We start from the raw sequence: 26237 nt of genomic DNA, 5'->3' as shown, positions 1-26237 counted from the left end.
CGCTCCCTACACGTCAACAGCCCGTACGCGTCAGTCCTGACGCGTCAGTCCGTACGCGTCACACAGTACGAGTCAATACGAGGAGACTTGTCATGAAGGCCATGTGGACCGCTCTGCTCAGCGCGATCGTCGCGCTTCTCGCGACGCTGGGCTTCACCGCCCCGGCGTCCGCCCACACCGCTCCCGCCGACACCACCACCGGTGGCCCGGCCGACGCGCCGCGGCAGTCGCCGGCCCGCTCCGCCGCGGCCCCCTCGGTACTGGAACGGTTGCTCGCCGGATCGAGTGCCGCCGAGAACCCGGCCTCCGTACGCTGGTCGGCCGACGGTGTGATGCGCTCCGTGCCGCCCACGATGAAGCAGCGCATCCGTGCCGAGGCGCACGGCGGCTCCCCGTCGGTCCGCCAGGTCCCGGCCCTCGACCGTACGAACGGGCTGACCCGGGACGACCTCGAAGCGGCGGCCTAGTCCTCCCGTTCAGTGGTACGAGGGAACGTGCGACCAGCCATGACGTACCCCAGGGTGACGACCACCCGGGAGCGACACGGCCCGCTCACTCCCCCGAGGTACCGGAAGCACTCGCTCCCGACGTACCTGAGGCACTCGCCCCGGACGCCGACGTACCTGAGGCACGTACCCCGGACGCCGACGTACCTGAGGCACGTACCCCGGACGCCGACGTACCTGAGGCACGTACCCCGGACACCGACGTACCTGAGGCACTCGCCCCCGACGTACCCGTACCCGTACCGGAAGCAGTCGTTCCGAGCCGGTGCTCCAGTCCGTCCAGGACCCGCTGAAGTCCGTAGTCGAACTTCGCGTCGCGGATCTGTTCGGGCTTCCTCCCCCGCTGGATGTCCTGTCCCTCAGTGAGCCTCGGATGCTCGTCCTTCGAGGCCCGTGTGGCAGCGGCAGCGGCAGCCGACAGACTCTCCACCCAGTCCTCCTCGCTGCGGCCACTGCGCGCGATCATCGAGAGATAGGCGGCCTCACTGGTCGCGACCCCGATGACGTACGCGAAGACCGTGCTCATGGCCATCTCCGTCTCCTCGCCGTCGAAGCCGGCCGAGTGGACGACGGCGGCCAGTCGTTCCGAGTTGCGCATGACGTTCGGCCCCAGGTGGACCAGTCCCACCTGACCCAGTACGGACGCGATCCACGGGTGGCGAAGTGCCATCGCCCGCAGGCTGTACGCACTGCGGACGGCAGCTTCCCGCCACCCCGAAGGACCGTCCACGCCGGGGACTTCGAGTTCCCCGTAGACCTCGTCCACGACCAGCTCGATGAGCTCGTCCTTGTTGGCGACATGCCGGTAGAGGGATGTCGCGCCGGCGCCCAGGCGGGTGCCGAGCTTCCGCATGCTCAGGGACTCCATGCCGTCGGCGTCCAGCAGGCGTACCGCTTCCGCGACGATCTGCTCCCTGCTCAGCTGCTCCCGCTGCTTGGCGCGCGGGCGGGTCCATACGGAGGCGATCTCCGGGGTCTTCTCGGCCGGGGCCATGACGGGCCTTCCTTTCCTCGGGAACTCTTCCGGGTGCTTCCGGGGCCCTGTGGGGCTGTTCCTGGTGCGGCACTCACGGTAGCGCACGCCGTTTGCCTGTTGCGAACACTGTGCGCAATGCGTACAGTGTTCGCAACGAGAGCACGTCGTACGCCTCGCCCTCAACGGGGCGTCGCACAGGGGAGGTTGGTCATGGGGAACAACGAGTCGGCCGCGCAGGGATCCGGAGCCGCGACGGCGATACGCGATCCGCGCCGCTGGATCATCCTGATGGTGCTGTGCCTGGCCACGCTGGTGCTGGTCATCGACAACATGGCGCTCACCGTCGCCGTACCGGCCCTCTCCGAGGACCTCGGGGCGAGCCCGCAGGAGATCCAGTGGGTGCTGGAGTCGTACATCCTGGTCTTCGCCGGACTGCTCCTCACGGCCGGCAGCCTCTCCGACCGGTTCGGCAGACGCCGGGTGATGACGGTCGGCCTCGCGTTGTTCGGGCTCGCCTCACTGGCAGGCGCGTTCGCCAGTGACCCGGCCCAACTCATCGCCGCCCGTACGGTGATGGGGATCGGCGGCGCGCTGATCATGCCCAGCACGCTCTCCATCCTGATGAACGTCTTCGCCGCCGACGAACTGCGCAAGGCGATGGCGGTGTGGGGCTCGGTCTCGATGCTCGGCCTGATCGGCGGCCCGGTGCTCGGCGGTGTCCTGGTCACGCACTTCTCGTGGAGTGCGGTCTTCCTCATCAACGTCCCGGTCGCGATCCTCGCGATCGTGGCGGCACTCGTCCTGATGCCCGAGTCCAAGGGCCCCTGGAAGAAGGCCGACCCGCTGGGCGCGGTGCTGTCCGTGGTCGGCATGGTGGCGCTGGTCTGGACGATCAACGAGCTTCCCAAGGGCGGCCTTTCGCACACCCCCACCGTGATCGCGCTCGCCGTCGCCGTCCTGGGCCTCACCGCCTTCGTCGTCTGGGAGCTGAAGACCGACACGCCGATGGTTCCGCTGCGCCTCTTCCGAGACCGCAACTTCGCCGGTGGCAGCCTCTCCCTCACGCTCGTCCAGGTCGGCAACGGCGGCCTGCTGCTGGTCGTCACCCAGTACGTGCAGTTCGTGCTCGGCTACAGCCCGACCGAGGCAGGCTCCTCGTTCATCCCTATGGCCCTCGCCGCCCTCGTCTTCAACGGCCTCGGCGCCACCCTCGGCCAGAAGATCGGCAACCGGGCGATGGCCGCGATCGGGATGACCGTCCTGGCGGGCGGCTTCGTCCTGCTCGGCACGCTCGACCGCGGCGACGGCTTCCTGCTCCTGGCCGCTGCCATGGTCGCCGTCGGCGCCGGTGCGGGACTGGCGATGCCGGCCGCGATCACCGCCCTGATGGGTGCGATTCCGGCCGAGCACGCCGGTGTCGGGTCCGCACTCAACGACACCATCCAGCAGGCCGGTGCCGCACTCGGTGTGGCGGCCCTGGGCTCGATCCTGACCACCGGTTACGCGGCCTCTCTGCCGGCTTCGGCCCCGGAGGCGGCCCGCCACTCCATCAGCGAGGCCCTGGCCCTGGCCGCACGCACCGGGGACGGCGCACTCGCACACAGCGCCCGGGAGGCCTTCACCTCGGGCATGGGTACGACGTTCCTGGTCAGCGCGGCCGGAGTCCTCGCGGCGGCGGTCGTGGCCTTCACGATGATGCGGAACGAGCGGAAGGGGCTCAAGGGGGCGGAGACGGCCGAGGGCCCGCTGCCCGAGGGACAAATGCCCGAGGGACAGCTGCCCGGGGCCCAGGCGCTCGGGACGCAGGATGTCGCGGATGCCTCGGAGGTGGGCCGGCCGTTGGTGGGCTCGGGGCACTGAGCCCTGTAGGACCCGCTCCTGCGGTGCGGCGCCGGCTGGAAACCCCGTACGACCTGCTCCTGTTCCACTGCGCGCACTGACTCCCGTACGACCCGCTCCCGTTCCGCCGTTCCTGCACCCCGCCCCCGCCCCCGCATCGCGGGTCCGGGGGCGGGGTGTTTTTCCTCCCGGGGGCTGCTTGGCGCCCTCGGGGCTGCCGGTCGGCTGGACTTCACCCCTCGTTCATCCGGCATGCCCCGTGCGCGCCCCGCGCGCCCCTAGTGTCACGGCCGAAAGCCATCTGCCCGGCACACGCGTACGAGAGGTACGCCCCGGGCGACTCACCGGAGGGACCGACCGTGCGCAACTTGCTGCCGCTGCTCAACCCGTCGTCGCACGGGGGCGCGCGCTCCGCGCTGACGTGCCGATACCGCTGTGGCGACGCCTGCTTCCAGGAAGTCCCGAACACCAGCGACAACGAGTACGCCGGAGACATCATCGCGGGCGCGCTGTCCCGCCGTTCGATGATGCGGGCGGCGGCCGTCGTCACGGTCGCGACCGCCGCGGGTACGGCGCTGACGACGGCCCAGGCCCCAGAGGCGGTCGCCGCGGGCCACGGCCACGGCGGAAACGGCGGCGGGCCCGGCGGCCACGGCTCGAAGGGCAAGGCCGCCCGTGGCCTGCGCTTCACGCCGGTGGCACCCAACACCGACGACAAGGTCACCGTCCCCGACGGCTACACCCAGAACGTGGTCATCCGCTGGGGCGACCCGATCCTGCGCGGTGCCCCGGCCTTCGACCCGGAGAACCAGACGGCGAAGGCCCAGGCCGGTCAGTTCGGTTACAACAACGACTTCCTCTCGCTGCTGCCCCTGCGCGGCGAGCGCGGCCGCCAGGTCCTGGTCGCCAACCACGAGTACACCGACGAGATACTGATGTTCCGGGGGTACGACGCCGAGAAGCCGACCCGCGAGCAGTTCGAGATCGCCCTCGCCGCGCACGGCCTGAGCGTGGTCGTCGTCGAGGAGACGCGGCGCGGCAACGGCCTGACCGCCGTCCCCCGCCACCACCTCAACCGCCGCCTCACCGGCACCAGCACCTTCCGTCTCACCGGCCCCGCCGCCGGCAGCAAGCACCTGCGTACCTCCGCCGACCCGACCGGCAGGAAGGTGCTCGGCACCTTCAACAACTGCGCGGGCGGCACCACGCCGTGGGGCACCACCCTGCACGGCGAGGAGAACTTCAACCAGTACTTCGCCAACGGCTCCAGCGCCACCGACAAGCGCTACGGCATCGCCGCAGGCCCCACCGAGCGCAAGTGGGAACGCTTCGACAAGCGCTTCGACGTCCAGCAGGAGCCCAACGAGTCCCACCGGCACGGCTGGGTCGTCGAGCTCGACCCGTACGACCCCGACTCGACCCCGCGCAAGCGGACCGCTCTCGGCCGCTTCAAGCACGAGGCCGCGCAGCCGCGCCTGACCGACGACGGCCGCCCGGTCGTCTACATGGGCGACGACGAACGCTTCGACTACTTCTACAAGTTCGTCTCCTCGCGCCGCATGAAGAAGGGCAACTCCCGGGCGGCCCGCGAGCACAACCTGACCCTTCTCGACGAGGGCACGCTGTACGTCGCGAAGCTGACCGGCGACTCCCCGACCACGGAGATCGACGGCACGGGCAAGCACCCCGCGGACGGCGAGTTCGACGGGTCGGGCGTGTGGATCCCGCTCGCCACCGGCAACACGTCGCACGTCCCCGGCATGACCGCCGACGAGGTCTACATCTTCACGCGCCTCGCCGGTGACAAGGTCGGCGCGACGAAGATGGACCGCCCCGAGGACGTCGAGCCCTCCCCCCGCACGGGCCGGGTGTACGTCGCCCTCACCAACAACACCGACCGGGGCAAGGCGGGCAAGCCGGGCGCCGACGAGGCCAACCCGCGCAACGCCAACAAGCACGGCCAGATCCTCGAACTCGCCGAGCACCGCAACGACGCGTGCGCGACCCGTTTCGCCTGGTCCCTCTTCCTCGTCGCGGGCGACCCGAACGACCCGTCCACCTACTTCGCGGGCTTCCCCAAGGAGAAGGTGTCGCCGATCTCCTGCCCCGACAACGTCGCCTTCGACCCGCACGGCAACCTGTGGATCTCCACCGACGGCAACAAGCTGGGCTCGCACGACGGGCTGTTCGGCGTCGCGGTCTCCGGTGAGCGGCGGGGTGAGCTGAAGCAGTTCCTCACGGTGCCGAAGGGTGCGGAGACCTGCGGTCCGCTCATCCAGTCGGAGCGCGTACTGGTCGCGGTCCAGCACCCGGGCGAGCTGGACGGGGCCTCGGTCGAGAAGCCGGGCTCCACATGGCCGGACGGTCCGGGCAAGCTGGTACGGCCTGCGGTCGTCTCGATCTGGCGCAGGGACGGCCAGGACATCGGGCTCTGAGCGGGCTGCCCGTGGGGCCGGGGGGGGCGGCCCCGCCCCTCGTGGGCACAGGGGCCGCGCCGTTCCTCGTGGGCACAGGGGCCGCCCCCCTGGGGCGGAACGGGTGGGCACGGGGGGCGGCCCCCCGACCCCGCACCACTGTCCGGGTCCCGGCCCACCCCGGTGAGCCGCAGTGGCATGCCATTGGGACGCGGGCAGGGCGGTGCGGGGGTGGCGCAGGGCCGGAGGGGCTCGGCTCCGCCGGGGGCCGCCCCTTGCGCGTGCTGTCACGCCGGGCAGTGGCCCGCCCTGGGTGGGGAGCCCTCGACCAGCACCCGCACCAGCGCCGCCTGCACACACCCGTTCCCCCGCGTCGTCACCCCGTGCAGATCGCCTCCCACCTCCAGTACGGGTGCCTTCAGCCGGGCCGCCACCTTCTCCGCTCCCGCGAGCGGCGTCCGCGGGTCCTTCTGAGTGTTGACGATCAGCGGCCGGGGCCCCTCGGGGGCCGTGAGGGCACCGAGTGGCGTTCCGCCGCCGGGCCAGGCCGCGCAGGGGGCGAAGTCCGCCGCCACGGACGGCGCCGCCTCCTCGTGGCCCGCCGCCTTCGCCGCCGCCTCGACCTCGTCGAGCAGCACGGGGACGTCCCTCGGCCAGCGGAAGTCCGTGCACTTGTTCGCCAGGTCGAAGGCGAGACTGTTCGGTGACGGCTTGAGGACGTCCGCCAGGTCCTTGGGCGGTGTGCGTGCCGCCAACTTCTTCAGGTCGTCGGTGGCACCGGCCCCACCGTTCCGCGCCCTGTCCACGGCACGCGCGAACTCGGGCCAGAGCGCCGGATCGTAGGCCGCGGGGTCCACGGAACCGACGAGCTCCGGCGCCTCGGCGAACACCGCGTCGACGGCCGCCGGCGGGTCGTCCGCGACGGCGCACTCGGCGGGCCCCGCCCCCTTGCACCACGGCAGGAACCCGCTCAGCGCGGCCCTGATCCGCTCGCCCCTGCGTACCTTCTCGCTCTTGTCGCGCACGGCGCCCGCGTCGTCCAGGTCGAGTACGGCGCCCACGGCCTCCGCCGCGCCCGTACGGCCCGGGTCGGCCACCCCGTCGAATACGGCGGCCCGGACCCGGTCGGGGTGGGCGGCCAGGTACTGCTGGCCCAGCAGGGTGCCGTAGGAGACGCCGAGCAGGCTGAGCCGGTCCTCTTCGAGCGCCTTGCGGATCGCCTCCACGTCCGCCGCGACGGCCCGGGTACCGAGGTGCCCCGTCAGGGCCCCGTACTTCTTCGCGCAAGCGCCGGCGTACTTCTTCACCCCGTCGGTGACGGACGCGACGTCCACGGAACGGGGGACCAGGGCATCCCCCTCCCGGAGCCTCTCGACGGCTTCGCCCGGCTCGCCGCAGTCGACGACCGGAACGGAGGCGTGCGAACCGCGGCGGTCGAAGCCGACGATGTCGAACAGGGCGCGGAACTGCGGCGGCAGCAGGTTCGCCACGGTGTACCTGCCTTGCAGCCCCGGCCCCCCGGGATCGACGACCAGCACCCCGATCCGCCGCTTCCGGTCGGTCGCCGGGACACGGGAGACGGCGAGGACGGTGTTCCCGGCATCGGGCTTTGCCGCGTCGACGGGGACCTTCAGGGTGGTGCACTCGCGGGTGGGCTGCCCGGTGATCGGACAGTCCTCCCATTCGGCCCGCGGCACCTCCACGGGAGGCGGAGCCACGGAACCGGTGGGTGCGCCGCTTCCCCCACCGTCCGGCGTGCCGCCGCCCCCGCAGGAGGCAAGGGCAAGCACCAGGACGCACACGAGGACGAGGCTTCGTCCGGGGACACCGGCCGATCCCCCGGCACGAGCACACCGCACCGCCGTACGTGCCTGCGCCTGCGCCTGCCGCCGCCGTACTGCCAAGGTGCCGGTCCCCTTCCCCACTGCTGCCGCGTGTGACGAGTTCCGCCCAGCTTGAAATGCCCCCGCGGCCACCGCACCCCGAAAGCGGCCGTACGGGCCCCACCGGGGGCCACTCGCTCCCGGCGGGGCAATCCGCCCCTGGTGGAGGCCCCCCCGGTGTGGCCACTCGCCCCCGTGGGGCCACCCGCCCCCGGTGTGGCTACTCGCCCCCGTGGGGCCACCCGCCCCCGGTGTGGCTACTCGCCCCCGTGGGGCCACCCGCCCCCCGGTATGGCTACTCGCCCCCCGTGGGCCACCCGCCCCCGCCCCACAGGCCGGGGCATGCGCCCCCCGCCTCACCTCTCCGGCCCCGCCCCGCTCGCCTTCGCGTCGTACCTCGCCTTGGCTGGGGGCCATGCGCCGCTTTCTGCCCGGCCTCCTGCTCGTCCTGGCGACACTTCTCGTACCGCTTGCCGCCTTCTCCGTATGGGCCGACGCCGAGATCGACGACACCGGCCGGTACGTGGCGACCATGGCCCCTCTCGCCGACGACCCCGACGTCCAGCAGGCCGTCGCCACCCGCCTCACCAGCGAGATCATGAGCCAGGTCGACCTCGGACCCTTCCAGGACGGAGCCGGGCGGCTCATCGGTGACGCGGTCCGGTCGTTCACCGGTACGGATGCCTACCGGACGGCGTGGAACACGGTCAGCCGCGTCACCCACGACGCCTTCCGCGACGCCCTGGCCGCCCCCGCGGGCAGCGGCAACGCCGTCACCCTGGACCTCGCCCCGGTCACCGAGGAGCTCAAGGCCCGGATGACGGCGGACCAGGTGCCGCTGGCGGAGCAGATCCCGGTGGTCCACACGGACATCACCCTCGTACGGACCGACAGCCTCGACGAGTGGCGCAGCGCCTACGGCTGGCTCGCCCCGGCGGCGCGCCTGCTGCCTGGGGTGGTCGCCCTGCTGGTCGTGGCGGCGGTCCTGCTGGCGGTACGGGGCCGGCGCCTGCGCACCGTCGCGCTGGCGGGCCTCGCTGCCGTACTCGGGGCCGTGCTCCTCGCCCTGCTCCTCGTACTCGCGCACAACCTGGCGCTGTCCCACCTCCCCGAGGACATCGGCCGCCCCGCCGCCGAGGCCGTGTACGGGGAGCTGACGGCTGCGCTCCGGACGACGGCCTGGGTGATCGGGGTGGCGGGACTGGTGGTGGCGCTGGTGGCCGGGGGCGCGGAGTGGCTGACGGGTCGTCGGCGGGCCACCACCCGTTCGGACCACCCGCCTCGCGGGCGGGACCCGCTGGACACAGGGTGGTCGGCATGAAGATCACCCGCGCTGCCGGCGCCGCCGTTCTCGCCGCCCTCCTCGCCTTCTCGGCCTCCGCCTGCTCCGACGGGGACAAGTCGCCCGCGCAGATGGTCTCGAACGCCACCCAGAAGGCGGGCGACGCGGCGGCGAGCGCCACGGCGAAGGCGGGGGAGATGGGGGAGAAGGCGAAGGAGTCGTACGCGTCCGCCTCCGCGTCGGCCTCGGCCAGGATGAACGAGGTCAGGGACGGCATGGACGCCAAGGGTGAGGTGGCGGTCGGCGAGGTCAAGACGGACGAGGACCGGAGCGCGGCCGAGGTCACCGCTTCCAACAAGCAGGACAAGGAACAGAGTTTTGTGGTGCAGGTGAACTTCCGGGACGACGGGGGGAACCTGCTCGACACGGTGGTGGTCACGGTCAAGGACGTGGCGGCAGGCAAGGAGGCCACGGCGGTGGCCACCAGCAACCGCAACCTGTCCGGCAAGGTAAAGGCCGAAATCGCCAAGGCCCTCCGCCACTGACACGCCCCTCCAGGGGCGCGGGGAACTGCGCGAGCAACCAACCACGCTCCCGCACGGACTTTCCAAGGGGGCTTGCCCCCAGGGGCGCGGGGAACTGCGCGAGCAACCCGCAACGCTCCCGCAGATGAATCCAGCCCCGCGGCCAGCGGTTTAGGGAAGGGGCGGGGAGGGGCAAAGCCCGCCGCAGGCGCGACCCGCCAGCCGCCCCGGCGCCTCTGCAAGGAGGGGCAAACGCCCGGAAGCCGTGGCCCCCCCGCGGCGGCCAGGCGCGGCCGAGCGCGGCCCCCGCACGGCCAGCCGCGACCCTGCGGGGGAGGCAAACGCCCGCCACAGCCACCCCACCCACTCCACCCACCGCCCCCGACTTGCCGCCACCCCCCAATGGGTGTGCCCTGGTGAGGTAGCAACGTACCCACCCCGGGGGGCGATGGGAGGCATCCCGATGGGCACACACGCAGCAGTCCCCACCCGCGGAACCCGAGCCCGCCGGGGAATCCGGCCCGGCACTCCCGGCCCCGGCCCCGCCCCCGGCAGCCACCCCGGGACACACGGAGCCTCCCGCTCCGCCCTGGTCCTCCCCCTCGTCCTCGGCCTCGCCTACGGCGTCTACGTGGCCTTCATGGCCCGCGGCACCGGCCCCCTGACCTGGTCGAACGTCTGGTTCGGCGTCCTATGGGGCGTGATCCTCACCGCCGTGGCGCTCCTGGTCGGCAGGATGATCAAGGGCCGTACCCCCGGCATGCGAGCCATCGCGATCGCCGTACCCTTCGCCGCCGCCATGGGTTACCTGTTCAGCCTCGGCGGAGGCAGCGTCCTCACCTCAGTGGTACTGGCCCTGGTCCTCGGCGCGGGCATGTACATCGCCACGTACTACGCCTTCTACTCGCACAGCGACTGAAAGATCCGTATCGGTATCGCACAGAACGCAGCCCCAGAAAATCCCGCGCAGCACCCAACTCGCGTCCACTACCGTCAGGTTGACCCAAGAACCCACAACGCCAGGCAGGCGAGACAACGCCAGAGAAAACCTGACGGCCCCAGACGGCGCCTAACGGCCCCCGACAACGCCTGACGGCCCCCGACGACATCGCCGCACCCCGGGAGTTGACCCGCCTCCATGACATTCCCCTCCACCGGAGCCTCCTCCACCGACCTGGCCATCGAGACCGATGTGCTGGTCAAGGTCTTCGGGGACAACCGGGCGGTCGACGGCATCGACCTCGCCGTCCCGACCGGCACCGTCTACGGCGTCCTCGGCCCCAACGGCGCCGGCAAGACCACCGCAGTCAAGATGCTCGCCACGCTCCTGCGCCCCGACGGCGGCAGCGCCCGGATCTTCGGCAAGGACGTGGTGAAGGACGCCGACGCGGTACGGTCCCGGGTCAGCCTCACCGGCCAGTACGCGTCCGTGGACGAGGACCTCACCGGCACCGAGAACCTGATCCTCCTCGCCCGCCTCCTCGGCCACTCCAAGGCAAACTCCCGCTCCCGCGCTGCCCAGTTGCTCGAAGCGTTCGGGCTGACCGCGGCCGCCGGCAAGCAGATCAAGAACTACTCCGGCGGCATGCGCCGCCGCATCGACATCGCCGCGTCCATCCTCAACACCCCGGACCTGCTCTTCCTGGACGAGCCGACCACCGGCCTCGACCCGCGCAGCCGCAACCAGGTCTGGGACATCGTGCGCGCGGTGGTCGCCCAGGGCACCACGGTGCTGCTCACCACCCAGTACCTCGACGAGGCCGACCAGCTGGCCTCCCGTATCGCGGTCATCGACCACGGCAAGGTCATCGCGGAAGGCACGAAGGGCGAGCTGAAGGCGTCGGTCGGCTCCGGCTCCGTACACCTGCGGCTGCGCGACGCGGACCAGCGGCCCGAGGCCGAACGCATCCTCGCCGCATCGATGAACGCGACGGTCCAGCTCGACCCGGACCCGGTCGCGCTGACCGCCACGGTCGACGGCCGGGGGACCGAGCAGGGTGCCGCCGAACAGGCCGCCCGCGCGCTCGCGGAGCTGGCCCGGTCCGGCATCACGGTCGACAGTTTCGCCCTCGGACAGCCCAGCCTCGACGAGGTCTTCCTGGCACTCACGGACAAGAAGGGGGCGACGGCGTGAGCACGGACACCTCGACCACCGGGACCACGGCGGGCCCGAAGAAGGGCGACGGGAAGGGCAAGGGCGACGGGAAGGGCAGGGGCAACGGGAGGGGCAAGGACTCCGAGGCCGACCTCGACAAGCTGCTCAGGGCACCCGACCCGGAGGAGCTCGCCGCCCTCCTGGTCGCCAAGGACCGCCCGGCCCGCCCGAGCGCCCTGAGCTCCTCGCTGACCTTCGGCTGGCGCGCCATGCTGAAGATCAAGCACGTGCCTGAGCAGCTGTTCGACGTCACGGCCTTCCCGATCATGATGGTCCTGATGTACGCCTACCTCTTCGGCGGTGCGCTCGCCGGGTCGGTCTCGGAGTACATCCAGTTCCTGCTGCCGGGCGTCCTGGTCATGTCCATCGTCATGATCACCATGTACACGGGCGTGGCCATCAACACGGACATCTCCAAGGGCGTCTTCGACCGCTTCCGCACGCTGCCGATGTGGCGGCCCGCCCCGATGGTCGGCTATCTGCTCGGCGACGTGATCCGCTACCTCATCGCCTCGATGGTCATCCTCGTGGTGGGTCTGATCATCGGCTACCGCCCCCAGGGCGGCATCCTCGGCGTCCTCGGCGGCGTGGTCCTCCTCATGGTCTTCTCGTTCGCGTTCTCGTGGATCTGGACGATGTTCGGGCTGATGCTGCGCTCGGAGAAGTCGGTGATGGGCGTCAGCATGATGGTGATCTTCCCGCTCACCTTCCTGTCCAACGTCTTCGTCGACCCGAGGACTATGCCGGGCTGGCTCCAGGCGTTCGTCAACAACAGCCCGGTGAGCCATGTGGCCACGGCGGTCCGTGAGCTGATGGCCGGCAACTGGCCGGGCGCGGACATCGCCTGGTCGCTGGGCTGGGCGGCCCTGTTCCTGCTCGTCTTCGGTACGGCGACGATGCGCCTCTGCAACCGCAAGTAGGGGCGAGGCGCAGCCGCGCGGCGACCGCGGGGCAGGGGCCCTGGGCACCTCGCGCATCAGCTCTGTCCACCGCACGGGGTGCCCAGGGCCCGTACCCCGGGCTCAGTCCAACCGCAGGTCCGCCAGCTGCTGCGCGAACGGCACCACGTCCTGTGCCGTCCTGCGCGGGGCCGCTGCCCGGATCTGGGCGGCGAGTTCGCCGGCCGCCCGTGTGATCCGGCCCGGCAGGTGGGTCGTGTAGGCGTCACCCTTGTCGCCCCAGTCCTCCGAGGCCGCGAAGACCGCCGTGGGGACGGTCATGGCGCGCAGGTACGCGAAGAGCGGGCGGACGGCGTGGTCCAGGGCCAGGGAGTGCCGGGCCGTGCCGCCGGTGGCTGCGATCAGCACCGGGGTGCCGGTCAGCGCGTCCGGGTCGAGCAGGTCGAAGAAGGACTTGAAGAGACCGCTGTAGGAGGCCGCGAACACCGGGGTCACCGCGATCAGGCCGTCCGCCTCCGACACCGTGGTGATCGCCTCGTGCAGTGCCTCGTTGGGGAAGCCCGTGACGAGGTGGTGGGCGATGGCGGTGGCGAGTTCGCGCAGTTCGACGACGTGGACGGTGACGTCCGGGATCTCGGTGCGGACCGCCTCCGTCAGGCGGTCCGCCAGCAGGCGGGTGGACGACGGGACGCTCAGCCCCGCCGAGACGACGGCCAGGTGCGTGGTCATGAGGTGGTGACCTCCTTCGATGCCGGCTTCGATGCCGGGGTGTCGGCGAGGGCCTGGGCGACGCGGGCCGCGTGGGTCGGGCCGTCCGGCACACCGGCAGGGCGCTTCTTGGCGAATTCCTCGCGCAGGACCGGTACGACCTCCTCGCCGAGGATGTCGAGCTGCTGGAGGACCGTCTTCAGCGGCAGGCCCGCGTGGTCCATCAGGAAGAGCTGGCGCTGGTAGTCGCCGAAGGACTCGCGGAAGGTGAGGGTCTTCTCGATGGCCTCCTGCGGGGAGCCCACCGTGAGGGGCGTCTCGGAGGCGAACTCCTCCAGCGAGGGGCCGTGGCCGTAGACCGGGGCGTTGTCGAAGTACGGGCGGAACCGCCGCACGGCCTCCTGCGAGTTCTTGTGCAGGAAGAGCTGGCCGCCGAGGCCGACCACGGCCTGGTCGGGGGTGCCGTGCCCGTAGTGCGCGTATCGCTCGCGGTAGAGGTTGATCAGCTTCCGGAAGTGGTCCTTCGGCCAGAAGATGTTGTTCGCGAAGAAGCCGTCGCCGTAGTACGCGGCCTGCTCGGCGATCTCCGGGGAGCGGATCGAACCGTGCCAGACGAACGGCGGGACGCCGTCCAGCGGGCGCGGGGTGGAGGTGAAGGACTGGAGGGGGGTGCGGAACTTCCCCTCCCAGTCGACGACGTCCTCGCGCCACAGGCGGTGCAGCAGCGCGTAGTTCTCCACCGCGAGCGGGATGCCCTGGCGGATGTCCTTGCCGAACCACGGGTAGACAGGCCCGGTGTTGCCGCGCCCCATCATCAGGTCGACGCGCCCGTCGGCCAGGTGCTGGAGCATCGCGTAGTCCTCGGCGATCTTCACCGGGTCGTTGGTGGTGATGAGGGTGGTGGAGGTGGAGAGGATGAGCCGCTCGGTACGGGCCGCGACGTAGCCGAGCATCGTGGTCGGCGAGGACGGGACGAAAGGACGGTTGTGGTGCTCGCCGGTCGCGAAGACGTCGAGACCGACCTCCTCGGCCTTCTGCGCGATGGCGACCATGGCCTTGATGCGCTCGTTCTCGGTCGGCGTGCGGCCGGTCGTCGGGTCGGGCGTGACGTCTCCGACGCTGAAGATCCCGAACTGCATCGCGTTCATCGTGGCCACCTCTGGGTTCCGTCGTACAGAAGGTTGAACATTTAACAACCTCTGCAACGGAACACCCCCGCGACCTATTCCCGCCCCGCCGACGGCCTCCGGCCAGGGGCCTGCGGTCAGTCCCCCGTGCGTCCGTCCGCCAGTTCCCGCAGCACGTCCAGGTGGCCGTTGTGCCGGGAGGTCTCCTCGATCAGGTGCAGCAGCACCCACCGCAGCGTCGGCCGCACGCCGCTGCGCACCTGTCCCGTGCTCACCGCGTCGAGGTCCGTGGCGGCCACCAGCTCCCGGTACTCCTCGCACTTCTCCTCGTACTCGGCGATCAGCTGCGCGATCGGCGCGCTCGCCCCGACCCGCATCTCCCGGTCCGGGTCGTCCTCCGTCCAGGGCCACTCGACGGCGTCCTGCCGCCCGAGGAAGACCCCCTCGAACCACCACTGCTCCACCCAGCGCAGATGGCTGATGATCCCGCCCAGGGTCATCAGGGGCGAGCCGGGCAGCGGGGCGTTCCCCACGTGCTCGGCGGCGACGTCGGCGCACTTGTCGACGGCCACTCCGCGTGCGTAGTCGAGGAGGGTGGCCAGGGTGGAACGTTCGTCCCAGGTCTGAGGCATATCAGTTCGAGTCATCGGGGGATGATGGACATACGGCACCTCCGAATGTCGAGCGATTTGCCTTCCCCGAAGGGGTGACCGCGCCCCGAACTTGCCCCGAGCACAGCCCAACTGGGTGCACTCTGCCGGGATGTCCACACGCATCGGCACCCGCCCGCCCTCCTCCGACCGCGTACCGGTCCCGCCCCCGATCCCCCCGGCCTGCCCCCACTGCCGTCAGGGCGTCCTGTGGAAGGACACCCGCTCCGAGATCCGCGAGACGGACGAGCACCACTGGCGCTGGTGGTGCGGCAATTGCCAGAAGCGCTTCCGGCCCACGGAGGAACACCTCCGCCGCTTCTCCTGACGGGAGGCCGCCGGGATGTCGCTGGGACGCCGCCGCGCCGCCGCCGGGACACCGCCGCGCCGCCGCCGGGATGTCGCGCACGTCGCCCCCACCTCTCACCGCTTCTCCGCCACCGAAGCCCGCTTCCCCTTGCTCCCCGTCGCTGCCCCCGGCACCAACCCGTTCTCCACCACGTCGTATGCCACGTCCGTCAGCCGCAGGCCCCCGTTCCGGGCATGCCGCCGCAGCACCGCGAACGCCTCGTCCACCCCCACCCGCATCCGCTCCGCCAGCTTTCCCTTCGCCTGCTCGATGAGGACGCGGCTGTCGAGTGCCGTACGGAGCTGGGTCACGGTCGTCCGGTGCGCGTTCAGGGTCCGCGCGTGCACGAGGCCGATGGCGGCGGCGTCCGCGAGTGCCTGCGCCAGGCGTACGTCGGACTCAGGCAGCGGTTCCTCGCCCGTACGCAGGAGGAGCAGGCTGCCCAGCCTCTCCCCGCGCAGCCTCAGCGGCAGTGCGCACGCCCAGGTGTACCCGGCCCGGCGGGCGAGCGGACCGAAGGCGGCCCAGCGGTCGTCGGGCACGCGCAGGTCCACGCGCGCCAGGTCCGTGCCGTGCTCCGTGCCGGTGCGCGCCTCACTCCCGGCCCTCGCCGAACCGGCATGGCACTCCACGGCCGGGCCTTCGTCGGCGGCGGTGTCGAGCAATTCGCCGAGCATCCCGCCGGGATCGCAGGGGGCGACGATGCGCAGCGGTTCCTTGCCCGGCGGCGCCAGTAACGCGGCCGCCAACGACACATCGAGTAACTGGCCGCACCGCAGGCACAGTTGCCGCAGAAAATTCCTCACGTCGAATGAGTCCACCAGTGTGTCGGCCAGCTCGACGAAGGTGTCGGCGACGTCCAGCTCACGATGCCGGTCCATGAACGGTTTCTCCTGTTCGGCAAGTCTTTACGTGGTGCGTAGCGTGGCCGGTCGGCCTCGACGCCGTGCCTCTGCCGGAGGAGAGGGGGGACCGAAAGCACGAAGCCCCCTCTCCCGGTGAGTACGGGGGCGGGGGCTCCGGGTGGTGCGGGGTCAGCGCTGCACGGCGTACGAGAGGAACCCGGCCCAGGCACTCGGCCGGAAACGGAGCCGGGGGCCTTCGGTGTTCTTGCTGTCGCGGATGAGGACCGTGCCGGGAGCAACTGCGACCTCGACGCACTCGTTGCTGTTGCTGCTGTCGCTGTAGCTGCTCTTGAACCACACCGGCGTGGAAGCATCTCCGGCAGAGGGCTTGCGGGTCATGTCTCTCCCAGCAGTTGCTCGATGAAAGCCAGTGACTCCCCTGGATTGAGAGCCTGAGCCCGGATGATGCCACACCGCAGCTCAATGATCCGGAGATGCTTCGGGTCGGATACCGGACGGCTACCGAAGTCTCCTTCGGAGCGTCCCACGGCAGATCCGTCTCCGAATTTCAGCACTTGCAACTCGCCTCCCATCCCGGCGTGATCTTCACGGGCGGTCGGCATCACCTGTATCTCCACGTTCCGCAACTGGCCTACGGCAAGGAGATGTTCGAGCTGCCGCCGCAATACCATTCTGCCTCCGAGGCGGCGGCGCAGCGTTACCTCTTCCTGGACGAAACTGAGCTCTGGGGCAGGTACGCGGCCGAAAATGGAATGCCTGGCCACACGCGCAGCCACCAGCCTCTCTACTTCGTCCGGTGAGAAGGCAGGCCGCCGCATCCCGAACAGGGACCGCGCGTACTCCTCCGTCTGCAAGAGCCCATGGATGTTGTGGGTTCCGTAGCCAGGAGCTCGACTGCCCGCGCTTCCAGCTTGGCCAGATCCCGAACCTTCTTCGGATACCGGATCTCCGCCAAGTCCTCCTTCATCGCCGAGATCTTCCCGCGAGCCCCCAGCACCTCGTCCGCACGGTCCAGATACTCCGGCCTCGGGATGCGCCGGCCGCCCTCCACCTTGTAGACGAGGTCCTCCCCGTACCCGACACCTCATCTCCCCGCGAGGGCACCCCGGACAGTCGGGACAGCACCGGACAGCGTCGGGACAGTCTCCGTACGCAAGGGCGATCTCCCTGTTCACGGTAGCTACGGACCGACACGCTGAGTGACGTGAACTATGAAACCCAGGCAATCCGAGAGACCGCGCAACTCCGCCCGTACGAACGCCGGTTCGCCGTACAACTGTCCTCCACTCTGCGCGGCGCCCGCCTCGCCCGGCTGCTCGCCGTCGAGCAACTTCGTTCGTGGGGTCAGCCCTTGGAGGACGGGGCGCACCTCGTCGCCGAGCTGGCGGCCAACGCGGTCACGCACGGGCGGGTGCCGGGGCGGGACTTCCGGCTCGTGCTCGGCGTCGACGCGGCCGGGACGCTCCGTATCGCAGTGACCGACGCGCGCGGGGACCGGCTGCCCGTGGCCGGGCCCGTCGGCGGGGGAGGGGCGGAGGGCGCGGAGGCGGGGCGGGGGTTGCTCCTCGTGGCGGCGCTGGCCGACCGGTGGGGTGTGACGCACGGCCCGTACCCCTGCAAGACCGTGTGGGCCGAGCGCGCGACCGTCCGGTGAGGGGTGCTAGCACCTCAGGCCCCCGGGCGCTCCACCGCCCCCGAAGTACTGCACCCGGGTGACCCGGGCGGCGCGTCCCGGGGGCGGGTGGGGCCGGGCGGTGGTGGGCAGTTGCCACAGTCGGGCGATGCGAGGAGTCGAGTGGATCCGAGGGTGCGCGTTGTCGATGGCCGGCTGTCTGCTGGCGGCGGGCGCGAGTACGGGCGCCCTGGCCGGACCCGTACCTGAGGCATCCGAAGTGGCCCGGCTGTACCGGGAGGCGGCGGCGGCCGTGCGGGCGCACGAGAGCGCGCGCAAGGAGGTCGCTCGGGCCCGTGAGGAAGTGGTGAGGCTGCGGGCGGCCGAGGCGGCCGAGCGCGCGCGGCTGGGGCAATTGCGTGACGTGATGGGCCAGTTGGCGCGCACCCAGTACCGAGGCGCGGCCGGTGCCCTCCCGTACACGGTCCGGCTGCTGGCTGCGGAGTCCCCCGAGCAGCTGATGGAACAGGTGGCCCTCGCCCGGCGCGGCGGGCACGCCACGGCCTCGCTGATGACCCGCGTACGGGAGTCCCGGGCACGGCTGGCCCGCGACCGGGCCGCCTCCGCGAGGGAGCTGGGTGCGCTGAAGGCCGATCTCGTACGGCAGGCCGCAGCCCGGCAGCTCATCGAACGGAAGCTCCGGCTGGCCCAGGCCCGGTTGCGGCACGCGGAAGAGGTCCGGCGGGCGGGACGCGGGGGAGGGGGTCCCTGGAGCCTCACGGCGGCCGGCGCCCCGGGCCCGGCCTGCGGCGGTGCCGGAGGGGCCGAGCCGCTCGGATCGCCGCCGCCCGGCGAAGGGGCCGATGCCCCGCAGTGGGTCAAGCCCGTGGACCCCGCCCCGCTCTCGGCGGGCTACGCGGAGTCCGGCAGCCGTTGGAAGCACCGCCACACCGGGCAGGACTTCGCCGTCTTCGACGGTGCCGAGGTGAGGGCCGTGGGCGAGGGCACCGTCCACTTCATCGGCTGCGGCGACGGCTTCGGAAAGCAGGTGATCGTCCGCCATCCCGACGGCTACTTCACCCAGTACGCCCACCTCTCCGTCTTCGGCGTGCGCAGGGGCCAGCGGGTCGTCGCGGGCGAAACGATCGCGCTGTCCGGCAGCACCGGCAACGTCTCGGGCCCCCACCTGCACTTCGAGGTCCGCGTCACCCCTCAACTCGGCTCGGGCGTCGACCCGTTGCCCTGGCTGCGGGAGCGCGGGCTCGACGTGTGAGGGGCGGGGCCGCGTTGCCTCCCCGGCCGAGGGCTGTGTTCTGCTACGCCGATGACGAATCCTCCCGCTCCTCCCAGTCCGCCCGCTCCTCCGCGTCCGCCCGCTCCTCCGCGTCCTCCCGCTCCTCCGCGTCCTCCCGCTCCTCCCGCCGTACGCCTCCGCCGTCCCGACGATCTGCCCGCGCTCGCGCATGTCCTGCGCGAGGTGCACGAGAAGGACGGCTATCCCAGGAACTGGCCGGCCGACCCGGAGGTCTGGGTCGGGGACGCGGGCGGGGCGGGCGGGCCCCTCGAGGCGTGGGTGGCGGAGGTGGCGGGCGAACCGGTGGGCCATGCGGCTCTGGTCGCCGCCGGACCGGGTGACGTGGCCCCCGGCCTGGTGGCGGGGCCGGTCGCCGTGGTGGCCCGGCTCTTCGTGTCGCCCCGGGTGCGGGGGACGGGAGTGGGAGGGGCGATCCTGGCCCGGGTCGCGGAGGCTGCGCGGGAGCATGGCACGCGTGCCGTGCTCGACGTGGTCGCGGCCGACACCGGGGCGGTCGCCTTCTACTCCCGTACGGGCTGGGAACAGGTGGGCGGGGGCGAACAGGACTGGGGGAAGGGGGAATGGGTGCCGGTGCGCTGTTTCGCCGCGCGCCCGCTCGGCTGAGTCCGCTCAACTTCCCTGCCGAACAAGGCACTCGCCCCAGCGCGCTGTTCTACGCTGAGCCGCGTGGCTGACGTGGACGAGGTGCTGATCGGGGGCCGGTACCGGCTCCGGGAACTGATCGGGCAGGGCGGGATGGGCCGGGTCTGGCGCGGCCTCGACGAGATCCTCGGGCGGGACGTCGCGGTCAAGGAGGTGCTGCTGCCCCAGGGCATCACCGTCGAGCAGCGCGACGTACTCCTGCAGCGCGTGATGCGCGAGGCGCGGGCCGCCGCACGGCTCAACCACCCCGGGATCATCACCGTGCATGACGTCGTCGAGCACGCGGGCGCCCCGGTCATCGTCATGGAGTACGTCACCGGGGCCTCGCTCGCCACGGCCATCGCGCGGAACGGGAGCCTGTCGGTCGAGCGCGTCGCGGAGATCGGCCTCGCCGTACTGAAGGCGCTCGGACGCGCCCACGCGGCGGGCATCGTCCACCGCGACCTCAAGCCCGACAACGTGCTGCTGATGGACGACCGGGTGATCCTCACGGACTTCGGCATCGCGCACATGGCGGACGCCACCAAGGCGCTCACGCACACCGGCACGATCATCGGCACCCCCGCGTACATGGCCCCCGAGCAGCTGGTGGGCAAGCCGCCCGCGCCCGCGACGGACCTGTGGGCGCTGGGGGCGACGCTGTACTGCGCGGTGGAGGGTGTGCCGCCGTTCAGTGCCGAGACGTTCACCGCGCTGTGCATCGCGGTGGCCACCGCGGAGCCGCGCCCGCCGCAGCGGGCGGGCGCCCTGGCCCCCGTACTGGCGGCGCTCCTCACGAAGGACCCGCAGCACCGCGCGGACGCGGCACGGGCGCGGGCGGGACTGGAGGCGGCGGCACGGGAGGGTGCCGGGTATCCCGCTCGGCCGGTCCCGACACAGGTCGACCCACGGGCGGCCTTCGGCCGGAACGGCCCGGCGACCGCTCCGGCATCGGACGGATCTGCCGCTCCGGAGCGTGCGCGACGGGCCAACCCGGGGGTCGTCCCCGCTCGGGCGGACCCGCGGGCCGACCCGGGCGTCGCGCCGGCATCCGTCGGGCCCGCCGCTCCGGAGGGTGCGCGTCGGCCCGCCCCGGCTCACGTCCAGCGGCCCGCCCCGGCACCCCGCAGGGCCCGCGCCGGGTCCGCACCCGACGCCCGCACCGTGAGCGCGGCGGGCACGGCCGTTCCGGCGGGCCGCAGCAGGCGTGCGACGGCGGCTCCGCCGTCCCCGGCGCTGCTGCCTGCCGGGACGGGGATGAGCCGGGCCCGGGCGCGCGTGCTGCGACTGGCGGGGTGTTACGTCCTGGTGCTGGCCGTGGGGCTCATTCCGTGGCCCGGAACGGCGCACGGCCTCACCCTCAGCGGCCTCGTCGCCGTACTCGTCGTCGCGTGCCTGAACGCCCTTCCCCGGCCCCGGCTGCGCCCCGCGCCCGTCTGGGGGTTTGCCGTACTGCTCAACCTGGCGGTGTTCTTCCCCTGGGTGAGCGTGGGAAAGGACGAGTTCGCCGGGCTCCTCCTGTCCGGCGCGGTCAGTGCCCTGGTCGTGGCCACCGGCTCCTGGCTGCTGTGGTGGAGGATCCGGGTCCGCGTGGTGTAGTCGCGGGTCCGCGAGGCGGGGCGGCCCTCGGCACAACCGAAACCCCGCCCCCGGACCTGCGTACGGCCCGGGGGCGGGGCCTCGTCACTGCCACTCGGCTGACTGCCACTCCGCTGCCGACAACAGCGGGACGCTCCTAGGGGCCTAGAGGCCTAGAGGCCTAGAGGCCTACAGGTCGAACTCGTGCGGGGCCAGCCCCACCGCGAAGCACGCCTCCCGCACCACGGCCTGCTCCGTCTTGTCGAAGTCGCCGTCCGCGCCGCCGATCACAATGCCGATCTGGATGACCGCCCGCGCCTCCGCCGGCTTCTTCTTCGCCTTGGCGATCTCCTGGAGGATGCTCACCTTGCCGAACGCGAAGTCGGCCGTGAGCTTCTCGCAGTACTCGTTGAAGCGGCGCTGGAGGTCGTCGGCGGGGAAGTTCTGGAGCACGTCGTTGCTGCCGATGAGGGCCGCCACCCGCTGCCGCTCCGCCGGGTCGATCGAGCCGTCGGCCGCCGCGACCAGCGCGCACATGGCCATGCTGGCGTCCCGGAAGGAGCCGCTCTTCAGCTCGTTCTTCTTCGAGTCCAGCTGGGTCTGCATCGTAGAGGCGGTTTCCTTGAGGCGGTCCCACAGGGCCATGAAGTGTCTCCGTCGTCTGGATGGTCGGTGGTGCGTGCGGAGCTGCAAAGATCTACAGCTCTGTAGAACCTAACAGGACCGCGCATAAAGGCGCCCTAACGGTTCGTCGACGACGTCTCCGCCCGCCCGGCCGCGGACGACGGGGGCCGCCCCGCCGCAGGCGACCCGGACCGCCCCACCGCACCGGAATCCGGCCGCCCCGCCGCCGGAGCCTCCGCCGCGATCATGGCCTCCAGCGACGGCGGTCCGGCCGGGGGCTGCTTCCGGCCGCCCTGCAGGCGCATGATCAGCGGCTCGGTCCAGCGTGCCGCCAGCGGCCCGAGGATGACCAGGAGCAGTACGTACGCCGTGGCCAGCGGGCCGATCCTCGGTTCCGTCGCCACTGCCAGGCCCGCGATCACGATGGAGAACTCGCCGCGCGCCACCAGGGTTCCGCCCGCCCGCAGCCGGCCCTTCTTGCCGATGCCGGCCCGCCGGGCCGCATACCAGCCCGTGCCGATCTTGGTGAGGGTGGTGACCACCGCGAGGATCAGGGCCGGGACCAGGACGGGCGGGATGTCCGCCGGGTCGGTGGAGAGGCCGAAGAAGACGAAGAAGACGGCGGCGAACAGGTCCCGCAGCGGGGCCAGCAGCTTGTGCGCGCCCTCGGCGACCTCGCCGGAGAGGGCGATGCCGACCAGGAAGGCCCCGACGGCGGCGGACACCTGGAGCTGTTGGGCGATGCCCGCGACCAGGACGGTGAGGCCGAGGACGACCAGGAGCAGCATCTCCGGGTTGTCCGAGGAGACCGCCTTGCTGATCACACGGCCGTGCCGCAGGGCCGCGTACAGGACGAGGCCGACGGTGCCGAGGGCGATGAGGAGCGTGACGCTGCCGCCGGCCAGGCCCACACCGGCCAGCATCGCGGTGAGGAGCGGCAGGTAGACCGCCATCGCCAGGTCCTCCATGACGAGGACGCCGAGGACGACGGGGGTCTCGCGGTTGCCGAGTCTGCCCAGGTCGGTCATGACCTTGGCGATGACACCGGAGGAGGAGATCCAGGTGACGCCCGCCAGCGCGACCGCGCCGACCGGGCCCCAGCCGAGGATCAGGGCGGCGATCGCGCCGGGGGTCGCGTTGAGGACGAGGTCGACGATCCCGGAGGGGTACTGGGTCTTGAGGCTGGTGACCAGTTCGCTCGCACTGTATTCGAGGCCCAGCAGGAGCAGCAGGAGGATCACGCCGATCTCGGCGCCGACGGCGGTGAATTCCTCGCTCGCGTCGAGGGGTATCAGCCCGCCGTGGCCGAACGCGAGTCCGGCGAGCAGGTAGAGGGGTATCGGGGACAGGCCGATGCGGCCCGCCAGGCGCCCGATGATGCCGAGGGCCAGGATGACTGCGCCGAGCTCGATGAGAAGGGCGGTGGTGTGCACGGTGTTCGGTCCCCGGTCTCAGTCGTCGGTGAGCGTCGCGCCGGAGGAGGTCCCGGCGATCAGGTCGGCGAGCGCGGCCACGCCCTGCCGGGTGCCGACCGCGACCAGGGTGTCCCCGATGGCGAGGCGGAAGTCCGGCTCGGGCGAGGGGTGGGCGCTGGCCCGGCGCAGTACGGCCACGATCGAGGCACCGGTGCGGGAGCGCGCCTTGGTGTCGCCGAACAGCTTTCCGCCGTAGGGCGACTTGGAGGTCACCGGGATGTGCTCGGTGACGAGGTCGATGCCGTCGGTGCGGACCGCGTCGGTGGGCGCCGCGTCGAGCAGGTGCGCCAGCGCGGTCGCCTCGTCGGCGGAGAGCGGGACGGCCTGCAGGCACGCGTCCGGGTCGTCCGCGGCGAAGAAGCCGATGAAGCGGCGGCCGTCGTCGTGCACGACGACCGAGATGTGCCGTCCGCCCTCGGTCGCGAAGTCGTACTGGATGCCTATGCCGGGCAATGTGGAACGGCGTGTCCCCATGGGGTCCTCCATGGACGCGAGCGTGATCGATTTTAAGGTTCCATTACCCTACTCCGCACCCAAAATGTCCCTCTTTATCAAGTATGCGAGGGTGAGGTGACCTGACATCGTGTGGGTTTCGCACGTTTCGGTGTGCGCAGCCCGGAGAGGCGAACGGAATGGTGCAGATCGGATACACGATGATGACCGAGCAGGCCGGGCCGCGTGCTCTCGTCGACCACGTCGTGGGCGCCGAGCGGGCAGGCTTCGACTTCTCCGTCACCTCGGACCACTACTCCCCCTGGCTCACCGAACAGGGCCACGCCCCCTACGCCTGGAGCGTGCTGGGAGCGGCGGCGCAGGCGACCTCGCGGATTCCGCTGATGACGTACGTGACCTGCCCGACCGTCCGCTACCACCCGGCGGTCGTGGCGCAGAAGGCCGCGACGATGCAGCTTTTGTCCGAGGGCCGCTTCCGGCTCGGCCTGGGCTCCGGCGAGAACCTCAACGAACACGTCGTGGGCGCGGGATGGCCCGCGGCCCACGTACGGCTGGAAATGCTGGAGGAGGCCGTGGAGATCATCCGCGGACTCTTCGAGGGCGGCGACTTCAGCCACCACGGCACCCACTACGACGTCGAGAACGCGAAGCTGTGGGACCTGCCGGGCGACGAGGGCCTTCCCCTGCCGCCGATCGGCATCGCCGTCTCCGGCGAGCGCTCCTGCGAGCTGGCGGGCCGCCTCGGTGACCTCGTCATCGCCACCGAACCCAAGGGCGAGCTGATCGAGTCCTTCGACCGGCACGGCGGTACGGGCAAGCCCCGGGTCGGCCAGCTGCCCGTCTGCTTCGACCGGGACCGGGACGCGGCGGTCGCCAGGGCGCACGAGCAGTTCCGGTGGTTCGCCGGCGGCTGGAAGGTCAACGCCGAGCTGCCGGGTCCCGCGGGATTCGCCGGTGCGACCCAGTTCGTACGGCCCGAGGACGTGGCCGATTCGATCCCCTGCGGGTCCGACGTGGCGGACTTCGTGGAGGCGGTACGCCCCTACGTGGAGGCGGGCTTCACCGAAGTGGCGCTCGTCCAGGTCGGCGGCGACCACCAGGAGCCCTACCTCGAGTGGGCGGAGAAGGAACTGCTGCCCGCCCTGCGGGAGCTGTGACCGGCGGACCCCGCACCTCACGAACCCCACGTACCTGCCCCCTCTCGGACACCCGGCGCACTTCGCGCTCCCGACGCCCCTCACGCACCCGACGTCCCCGACGTACCACCGACGTACCACCGACGTACAGGATCGGAACGCATCATGAAGGTCACTGCCACCGTTACCGACTGCCCCGCCCAGGATGCCCGGGTGGTCTTCGAGGTCCTGGCCGAGGGCTTCCCGTCCTCGGACCGGGCCCCCGGCGACGTGCCCGGGGACACGCCCGGCGCCGGACCGACGGTGTGGACGACGGTCTTCGACGTGCCGGGAGCCCCGGAGTCGGGCGGGTCCGCACCCGACCCCCTCTCCGGCCCGGTCACTGTCACCCTCCAGGGCGCGCCGCACGAGGTCGGCCTCGCCAGGAAGCTGCTGGGCGCGAAGTTCTCGGTGGTCGGCGACGGCACCGCGGCCGGCGACCAGGAGCAGGAGGTCTGGGTACGGGTGGTCAGCCGCTGACACCGGCAGGCGCGCCCGCACGCGAACGCCCCCGCAGCCCTGAGCTGCGGGGGCGTCCGGCCGTCGGGCGGAGGCGTACGACCGTCGGGGGCGGCGTCCGGCAGTCAGACGGATGTGCTCAGTCGATCGTGAGGTGCACCCGCACGCGCTTGCCGCCGGCCATGCGCTGGATGTCGTACTTGTTGCACAGCGCCAGGACCAGTTCCAGGCCGTGCTGCCCGATCCGCTGCGGGTCCGGGGCGCCGGGCTGCGGCAGGCTGGTGTCGGTGTCCCACACGGTGATCCGCAGGGTGTCCCGGGCGGGGCGGTCGGGGCCGCCCTCCTCCCGTTCCATCGAGAGGTCCAGCAGGCAGGGGCCGGGCGCGTACTTCGCCGCGTTGGTGACCAGCTCGCTGACCAGGAGCTTCACGGTGCCTGCCGACCGCGCGGAGACGGAGACCCCGTGCAGGGCCTCGGCCCGCACGAGGAAGTCCGCCGCGAAGTCCCTGGCCTCGCCGATGGTGCCCGGTTCGCCGTCGTACGTCGCACTGGCGCTGAAGGGAATGCCCACTGCCACAGTCATCGTCGCTTCCCGCACCGCACGCACCGCCCGTCCTGTCCTGTACACCTGACGTCCCCCGTGCTGCCGGGTGCTCCGACGACGCGCCTTCCCCCGAAAGCACTTTTCAGTCATAGGAATCTCGCCGGGTCCGCGGGGTGCCGGGGAACCTGGGAAACGTGCAGGTC

The 26237-nt window shown here is 71.6% G+C and carries 26 protein-coding genes and 1 pseudogene; 15 read left to right on the top strand and 12 right to left on the bottom strand.

Annotated elements, in window-relative coordinates:
• Positions 1-92 precede the first annotated feature (92 nt).
• A complete protein-coding gene (locus tag ACFWVV_RS27645) occupies positions 93-467 on the top strand; it encodes a DUF6344 domain-containing protein (protein ID WP_384354947.1) in 375 nt (124 codons plus the stop codon).
• Positions 468-552: 85 nt separating this feature from the next.
• Here ACFWVV_RS27645 and ACFWVV_RS27640 read toward each other — a convergent pair whose 3' ends face one another.
• Positions 553-1500: a TetR/AcrR family transcriptional regulator gene (locus ACFWVV_RS27640; RefSeq protein WP_384354949.1), complete on the bottom strand. Its 948-nt coding sequence runs from the start codon at positions 1498-1500 to the stop codon at positions 553-555.
• Positions 1501-1692: 192 nt separating this feature from the next.
• On the opposite strand from ACFWVV_RS27640, the gene ACFWVV_RS27635 reads away from it, so the two are divergent.
• Positions 1693-3342 (top strand): MFS transporter, encoded by a 1650-nt coding sequence (locus ACFWVV_RS27635; RefSeq protein ID WP_384354951.1) that lies wholly within the window; start codon positions 1693-1695, stop codon positions 3340-3342.
• Positions 3343-3680: 338 nt separating this feature from the next.
• Complete coding sequence (locus ACFWVV_RS27630; RefSeq protein WP_384354953.1) at positions 3681-5756, top strand: PhoX family protein; 2076 nt, start codon at positions 3681-3683, stop codon at positions 5754-5756.
• Between the two features lie 266 nt (positions 5757-6022).
• Here ACFWVV_RS27630 and ACFWVV_RS27625 read toward each other — a convergent pair whose 3' ends face one another.
• Positions 6023-7453 (bottom strand): alpha/beta fold hydrolase, encoded by a 1431-nt coding sequence (locus ACFWVV_RS27625; RefSeq protein WP_384354955.1) that lies wholly within the window; start codon positions 7451-7453, stop codon positions 6023-6025.
• Between the two features lie 580 nt (positions 7454-8033).
• Between ACFWVV_RS27625 and ACFWVV_RS27620 the strand changes: the two genes are divergently transcribed.
• The 5 genes from ACFWVV_RS27620 (at position 8034) to ACFWVV_RS27600 (ending at position 12499) form a co-directional block, all read left to right on the top strand.
• Positions 8034-8939, top strand: a complete 906-nt coding sequence (locus ACFWVV_RS27620) for a hypothetical protein (protein WP_384354957.1) — start codon at positions 8034-8036, stop codon at positions 8937-8939.
• On the top strand, positions 8936-9445 hold the full coding sequence (locus ACFWVV_RS27615) for a hypothetical protein (RefSeq protein ID WP_384354959.1): 510 nt from the start codon (positions 8936-8938) through the stop codon (positions 9443-9445). Before ACFWVV_RS27620 ends, ACFWVV_RS27615 begins: the two co-directional genes overlap by 4 nt.
• Positions 9446-9887: 442 nt before the next feature.
• Positions 9888-10343, top strand: a complete 456-nt coding sequence (locus tag ACFWVV_RS27610; RefSeq protein WP_384354961.1) for a hypothetical protein — start codon at positions 9888-9890, stop codon at positions 10341-10343.
• A 219-nt stretch (positions 10344-10562) separates the two neighbouring features.
• Positions 10563-11558: an ATP-binding cassette domain-containing protein gene (locus ACFWVV_RS27605; RefSeq protein ID WP_384354963.1), complete on the top strand. Its 996-nt coding sequence runs from the start codon at positions 10563-10565 to the stop codon at positions 11556-11558.
• A gap of 122 nt (positions 11559-11680) precedes the next feature.
• Entirely contained in the window at positions 11681-12499 is an 819-nt protein-coding gene (locus ACFWVV_RS27600; RefSeq protein WP_384355023.1) for an ABC transporter permease, read from the top strand.
• A 102-nt stretch (positions 12500-12601) separates the two neighbouring features.
• Here the strand turns inward: ACFWVV_RS27600 and ACFWVV_RS27595 are convergent, their stop codons facing one another.
• The 3 genes from ACFWVV_RS27595 to ACFWVV_RS27585 form a co-directional block, all read right to left on the bottom strand.
• The gene (locus tag ACFWVV_RS27595) at positions 12602-13207 is read right to left on the bottom strand and encodes an FMN reductase (protein WP_384354965.1); all 606 of its coding nucleotides are present in this window, start codon (positions 13205-13207) and stop codon (positions 12602-12604) included.
• On the bottom strand, positions 13204-14325 hold the full coding sequence (locus ACFWVV_RS27590) for an LLM class flavin-dependent oxidoreductase (protein ID WP_384355025.1): 1122 nt from the start codon (positions 14323-14325) through the stop codon (positions 13204-13206). The genes ACFWVV_RS27595 and ACFWVV_RS27590 overlap by 4 nt, the downstream gene beginning before the upstream one ends.
• Positions 14326-14450: 125 nt before the next feature.
• Positions 14451-14960 carry a DinB family protein gene (locus ACFWVV_RS27585; RefSeq protein WP_384354967.1) on the bottom strand — a complete coding sequence of 170 codons (510 nt, stop codon included), beginning with the start codon at positions 14958-14960 and terminating at the stop codon, positions 14451-14453.
• A gap of 115 nt (positions 14961-15075) precedes the next feature.
• On the opposite strand from ACFWVV_RS27585, the gene ACFWVV_RS27580 reads away from it, so the two are divergent.
• A complete protein-coding gene (locus ACFWVV_RS27580; RefSeq protein WP_384354969.1) occupies positions 15076-15291 on the top strand; it encodes a hypothetical protein in 216 nt (71 codons plus the stop codon).
• 95 nt (positions 15292-15386) lie between these two features.
• Here ACFWVV_RS27580 and ACFWVV_RS27575 read toward each other — a convergent pair whose 3' ends face one another.
• The 3 genes and pseudogenes from ACFWVV_RS27575 to ACFWVV_RS27565 form a co-directional block, all read right to left on the bottom strand.
• Positions 15387-16193 carry an ANTAR domain-containing protein gene (locus tag ACFWVV_RS27575; protein WP_384354971.1) on the bottom strand — a complete coding sequence of 269 codons (807 nt, stop codon included), beginning with the start codon at positions 16191-16193 and terminating at the stop codon, positions 15387-15389.
• Positions 16194-16346: 153 nt separating this feature from the next.
• The gene (locus tag ACFWVV_RS27570) at positions 16347-16556 is read right to left on the bottom strand and encodes a DUF397 domain-containing protein (RefSeq protein WP_384354973.1); all 210 of its coding nucleotides are present in this window, start codon (positions 16554-16556) and stop codon (positions 16347-16349) included.
• Positions 16553-17259: pseudogene (locus tag ACFWVV_RS27565) on the bottom strand (DUF5753 domain-containing protein); the annotation flags it as partial. The pseudogene ACFWVV_RS27565 and the gene ACFWVV_RS27570, both read right to left, overlap by 4 nt.
• A gap of 123 nt (positions 17260-17382) precedes the next feature.
• Here ACFWVV_RS27565 and ACFWVV_RS27560 point away from each other — a divergent pair.
• The 4 genes from ACFWVV_RS27560 to ACFWVV_RS27545 all read left to right on the top strand — a co-directional run bounded on the left by ACFWVV_RS27560 (position 17383) and on the right by ACFWVV_RS27545 (position 21325).
• The gene (locus tag ACFWVV_RS27560; RefSeq protein WP_384354975.1) at positions 17383-17832 is read left to right on the top strand and encodes an ATP-binding protein; all 450 of its coding nucleotides are present in this window, start codon (positions 17383-17385) and stop codon (positions 17830-17832) included.
• 127 nt (positions 17833-17959) lie between these two features.
• Positions 17960-19063 (top strand): M23 family metallopeptidase, encoded by a 1104-nt coding sequence (locus ACFWVV_RS27555; RefSeq protein ID WP_384354977.1) that lies wholly within the window; start codon positions 17960-17962, stop codon positions 19061-19063.
• 204 nt (positions 19064-19267) lie between these two features.
• Positions 19268-19708: a GNAT family N-acetyltransferase gene (locus tag ACFWVV_RS27550; RefSeq protein WP_384354979.1), complete on the top strand. Its 441-nt coding sequence runs from the start codon at positions 19268-19270 to the stop codon at positions 19706-19708.
• Between the two features lie 63 nt (positions 19709-19771).
• Entirely contained in the window at positions 19772-21325 is a 1554-nt protein-coding gene (locus ACFWVV_RS27545) for a protein kinase (RefSeq protein ID WP_384354981.1), read from the top strand.
• A gap of 168 nt (positions 21326-21493) precedes the next feature.
• Here the strand turns inward: ACFWVV_RS27545 and ACFWVV_RS27540 are convergent, their stop codons facing one another.
• The 3 genes from ACFWVV_RS27540 to ACFWVV_RS27530 form a co-directional block, all read right to left on the bottom strand.
• On the bottom strand, positions 21494-21949 hold the full coding sequence (locus tag ACFWVV_RS27540) for a tellurite resistance TerB family protein (protein ID WP_384354983.1): 456 nt from the start codon (positions 21947-21949) through the stop codon (positions 21494-21496).
• A 95-nt stretch (positions 21950-22044) separates the two neighbouring features.
• On the bottom strand, positions 22045-23361 hold the full coding sequence (locus ACFWVV_RS27535) for a cation:proton antiporter (protein WP_384354985.1): 1317 nt from the start codon (positions 23359-23361) through the stop codon (positions 22045-22047).
• A gap of 18 nt (positions 23362-23379) precedes the next feature.
• On the bottom strand, positions 23380-23877 hold the full coding sequence (locus ACFWVV_RS27530) for a cation:proton antiporter regulatory subunit (RefSeq protein ID WP_384354987.1): 498 nt from the start codon (positions 23875-23877) through the stop codon (positions 23380-23382).
• A 158-nt stretch (positions 23878-24035) separates the two neighbouring features.
• On the opposite strand from ACFWVV_RS27530, the gene ACFWVV_RS27525 reads away from it, so the two are divergent.
• Complete coding sequence (locus ACFWVV_RS27525; protein WP_384354989.1) at positions 24036-25013, top strand: LLM class F420-dependent oxidoreductase; 978 nt, start codon at positions 24036-24038, stop codon at positions 25011-25013.
• 144 nt (positions 25014-25157) lie between these two features.
• Positions 25158-25511 carry a hypothetical protein gene (locus ACFWVV_RS27520; protein WP_384354991.1) on the top strand — a complete coding sequence of 118 codons (354 nt, stop codon included), beginning with the start codon at positions 25158-25160 and terminating at the stop codon, positions 25509-25511.
• 118 nt (positions 25512-25629) lie between these two features.
• Here the strand turns inward: ACFWVV_RS27520 and ACFWVV_RS27515 are convergent, their stop codons facing one another.
• Positions 25630-26073, bottom strand: a complete 444-nt coding sequence (locus ACFWVV_RS27515) for an ATP-binding protein (protein ID WP_384354993.1) — start codon at positions 26071-26073, stop codon at positions 25630-25632.
• Positions 26074-26237 lie beyond the last annotated feature (164 nt).

This window comes from Streptomyces sp. NPDC058663 (assembly GCF_042716745.1).
Lineage (GTDB): Bacteria > Actinomycetota > Actinomycetes > Streptomycetales > Streptomycetaceae > Streptomyces.
This window is presented reverse-complemented; position numbering and strand designations above follow the sequence as displayed.

Excerpts from the sequence above, each read along its gene's own strand:
- ACFWVV_RS27615 (WP_384354959.1), top strand. The coding sequence starts at position 8,936 with ATGAAGATCACCCGCGCTGCCGGCGCCGCCGTTCTCGCCGCCCTCCTC.
- ACFWVV_RS27540 (WP_384354983.1), bottom strand. The coding sequence starts at position 21,949 with ATGGCCCTGTGGGACCGCCTCAAGGAAACCGCCTCTACGATGCAGACC.
- ACFWVV_RS27595 (WP_384354965.1), bottom strand. The coding sequence starts at position 13,207 with ATGACCACGCACCTGGCCGTCGTCTCGGCGGGGCTGAGCGTCCCGTCG.
- ACFWVV_RS27580 (WP_384354969.1), top strand. The coding sequence starts at position 15,076 with ATGTCCACACGCATCGGCACCCGCCCGCCCTCCTCCGACCGCGTACCG.
- ACFWVV_RS27605 (WP_384354963.1), top strand. The coding sequence starts at position 10,563 with ATGACATTCCCCTCCACCGGAGCCTCCTCCACCGACCTGGCCATCGAG.
- ACFWVV_RS27570 (WP_384354973.1), bottom strand. The coding sequence starts at position 16,556 with ATGACCCGCAAGCCCTCTGCCGGAGATGCTTCCACGCCGGTGTGGTTC.
- ACFWVV_RS27640 (WP_384354949.1), bottom strand. The coding sequence starts at position 1,500 with ATGGCCCCGGCCGAGAAGACCCCGGAGATCGCCTCCGTATGGACCCGC.
- ACFWVV_RS27635 (WP_384354951.1), top strand. The coding sequence starts at position 1,693 with ATGGGGAACAACGAGTCGGCCGCGCAGGGATCCGGAGCCGCGACGGCG.
- ACFWVV_RS27530 (WP_384354987.1), bottom strand. The coding sequence starts at position 23,877 with ATGGGGACACGCCGTTCCACATTGCCCGGCATAGGCATCCAGTACGAC.
- ACFWVV_RS27575 (WP_384354971.1), bottom strand. The coding sequence starts at position 16,193 with ATGGACCGGCATCGTGAGCTGGACGTCGCCGACACCTTCGTCGAGCTG.
- ACFWVV_RS27620 (WP_384354957.1), top strand. The coding sequence starts at position 8,034 with ATGCGCCGCTTTCTGCCCGGCCTCCTGCTCGTCCTGGCGACACTTCTC.
- ACFWVV_RS27520 (WP_384354991.1), top strand. The coding sequence starts at position 25,158 with ATGAAGGTCACTGCCACCGTTACCGACTGCCCCGCCCAGGATGCCCGG.
- ACFWVV_RS27555 (WP_384354977.1), top strand. The coding sequence starts at position 17,960 with ATGCGAGGAGTCGAGTGGATCCGAGGGTGCGCGTTGTCGATGGCCGGC.
- ACFWVV_RS27610 (WP_384354961.1), top strand. The coding sequence starts at position 9,888 with ATGGGCACACACGCAGCAGTCCCCACCCGCGGAACCCGAGCCCGCCGG.
- ACFWVV_RS27515 (WP_384354993.1), bottom strand. The coding sequence starts at position 26,073 with ATGACTGTGGCAGTGGGCATTCCCTTCAGCGCCAGTGCGACGTACGAC.
- ACFWVV_RS27585 (WP_384354967.1), bottom strand. The coding sequence starts at position 14,960 with ATGACTCGAACTGATATGCCTCAGACCTGGGACGAACGTTCCACCCTG.
- ACFWVV_RS27525 (WP_384354989.1), top strand. The coding sequence starts at position 24,036 with ATGGTGCAGATCGGATACACGATGATGACCGAGCAGGCCGGGCCGCGT.
- ACFWVV_RS27645 (WP_384354947.1), top strand. The coding sequence starts at position 93 with ATGAAGGCCATGTGGACCGCTCTGCTCAGCGCGATCGTCGCGCTTCTC.
- ACFWVV_RS27590 (WP_384355025.1), bottom strand. The coding sequence starts at position 14,325 with ATGCAGTTCGGGATCTTCAGCGTCGGAGACGTCACGCCCGACCCGACG.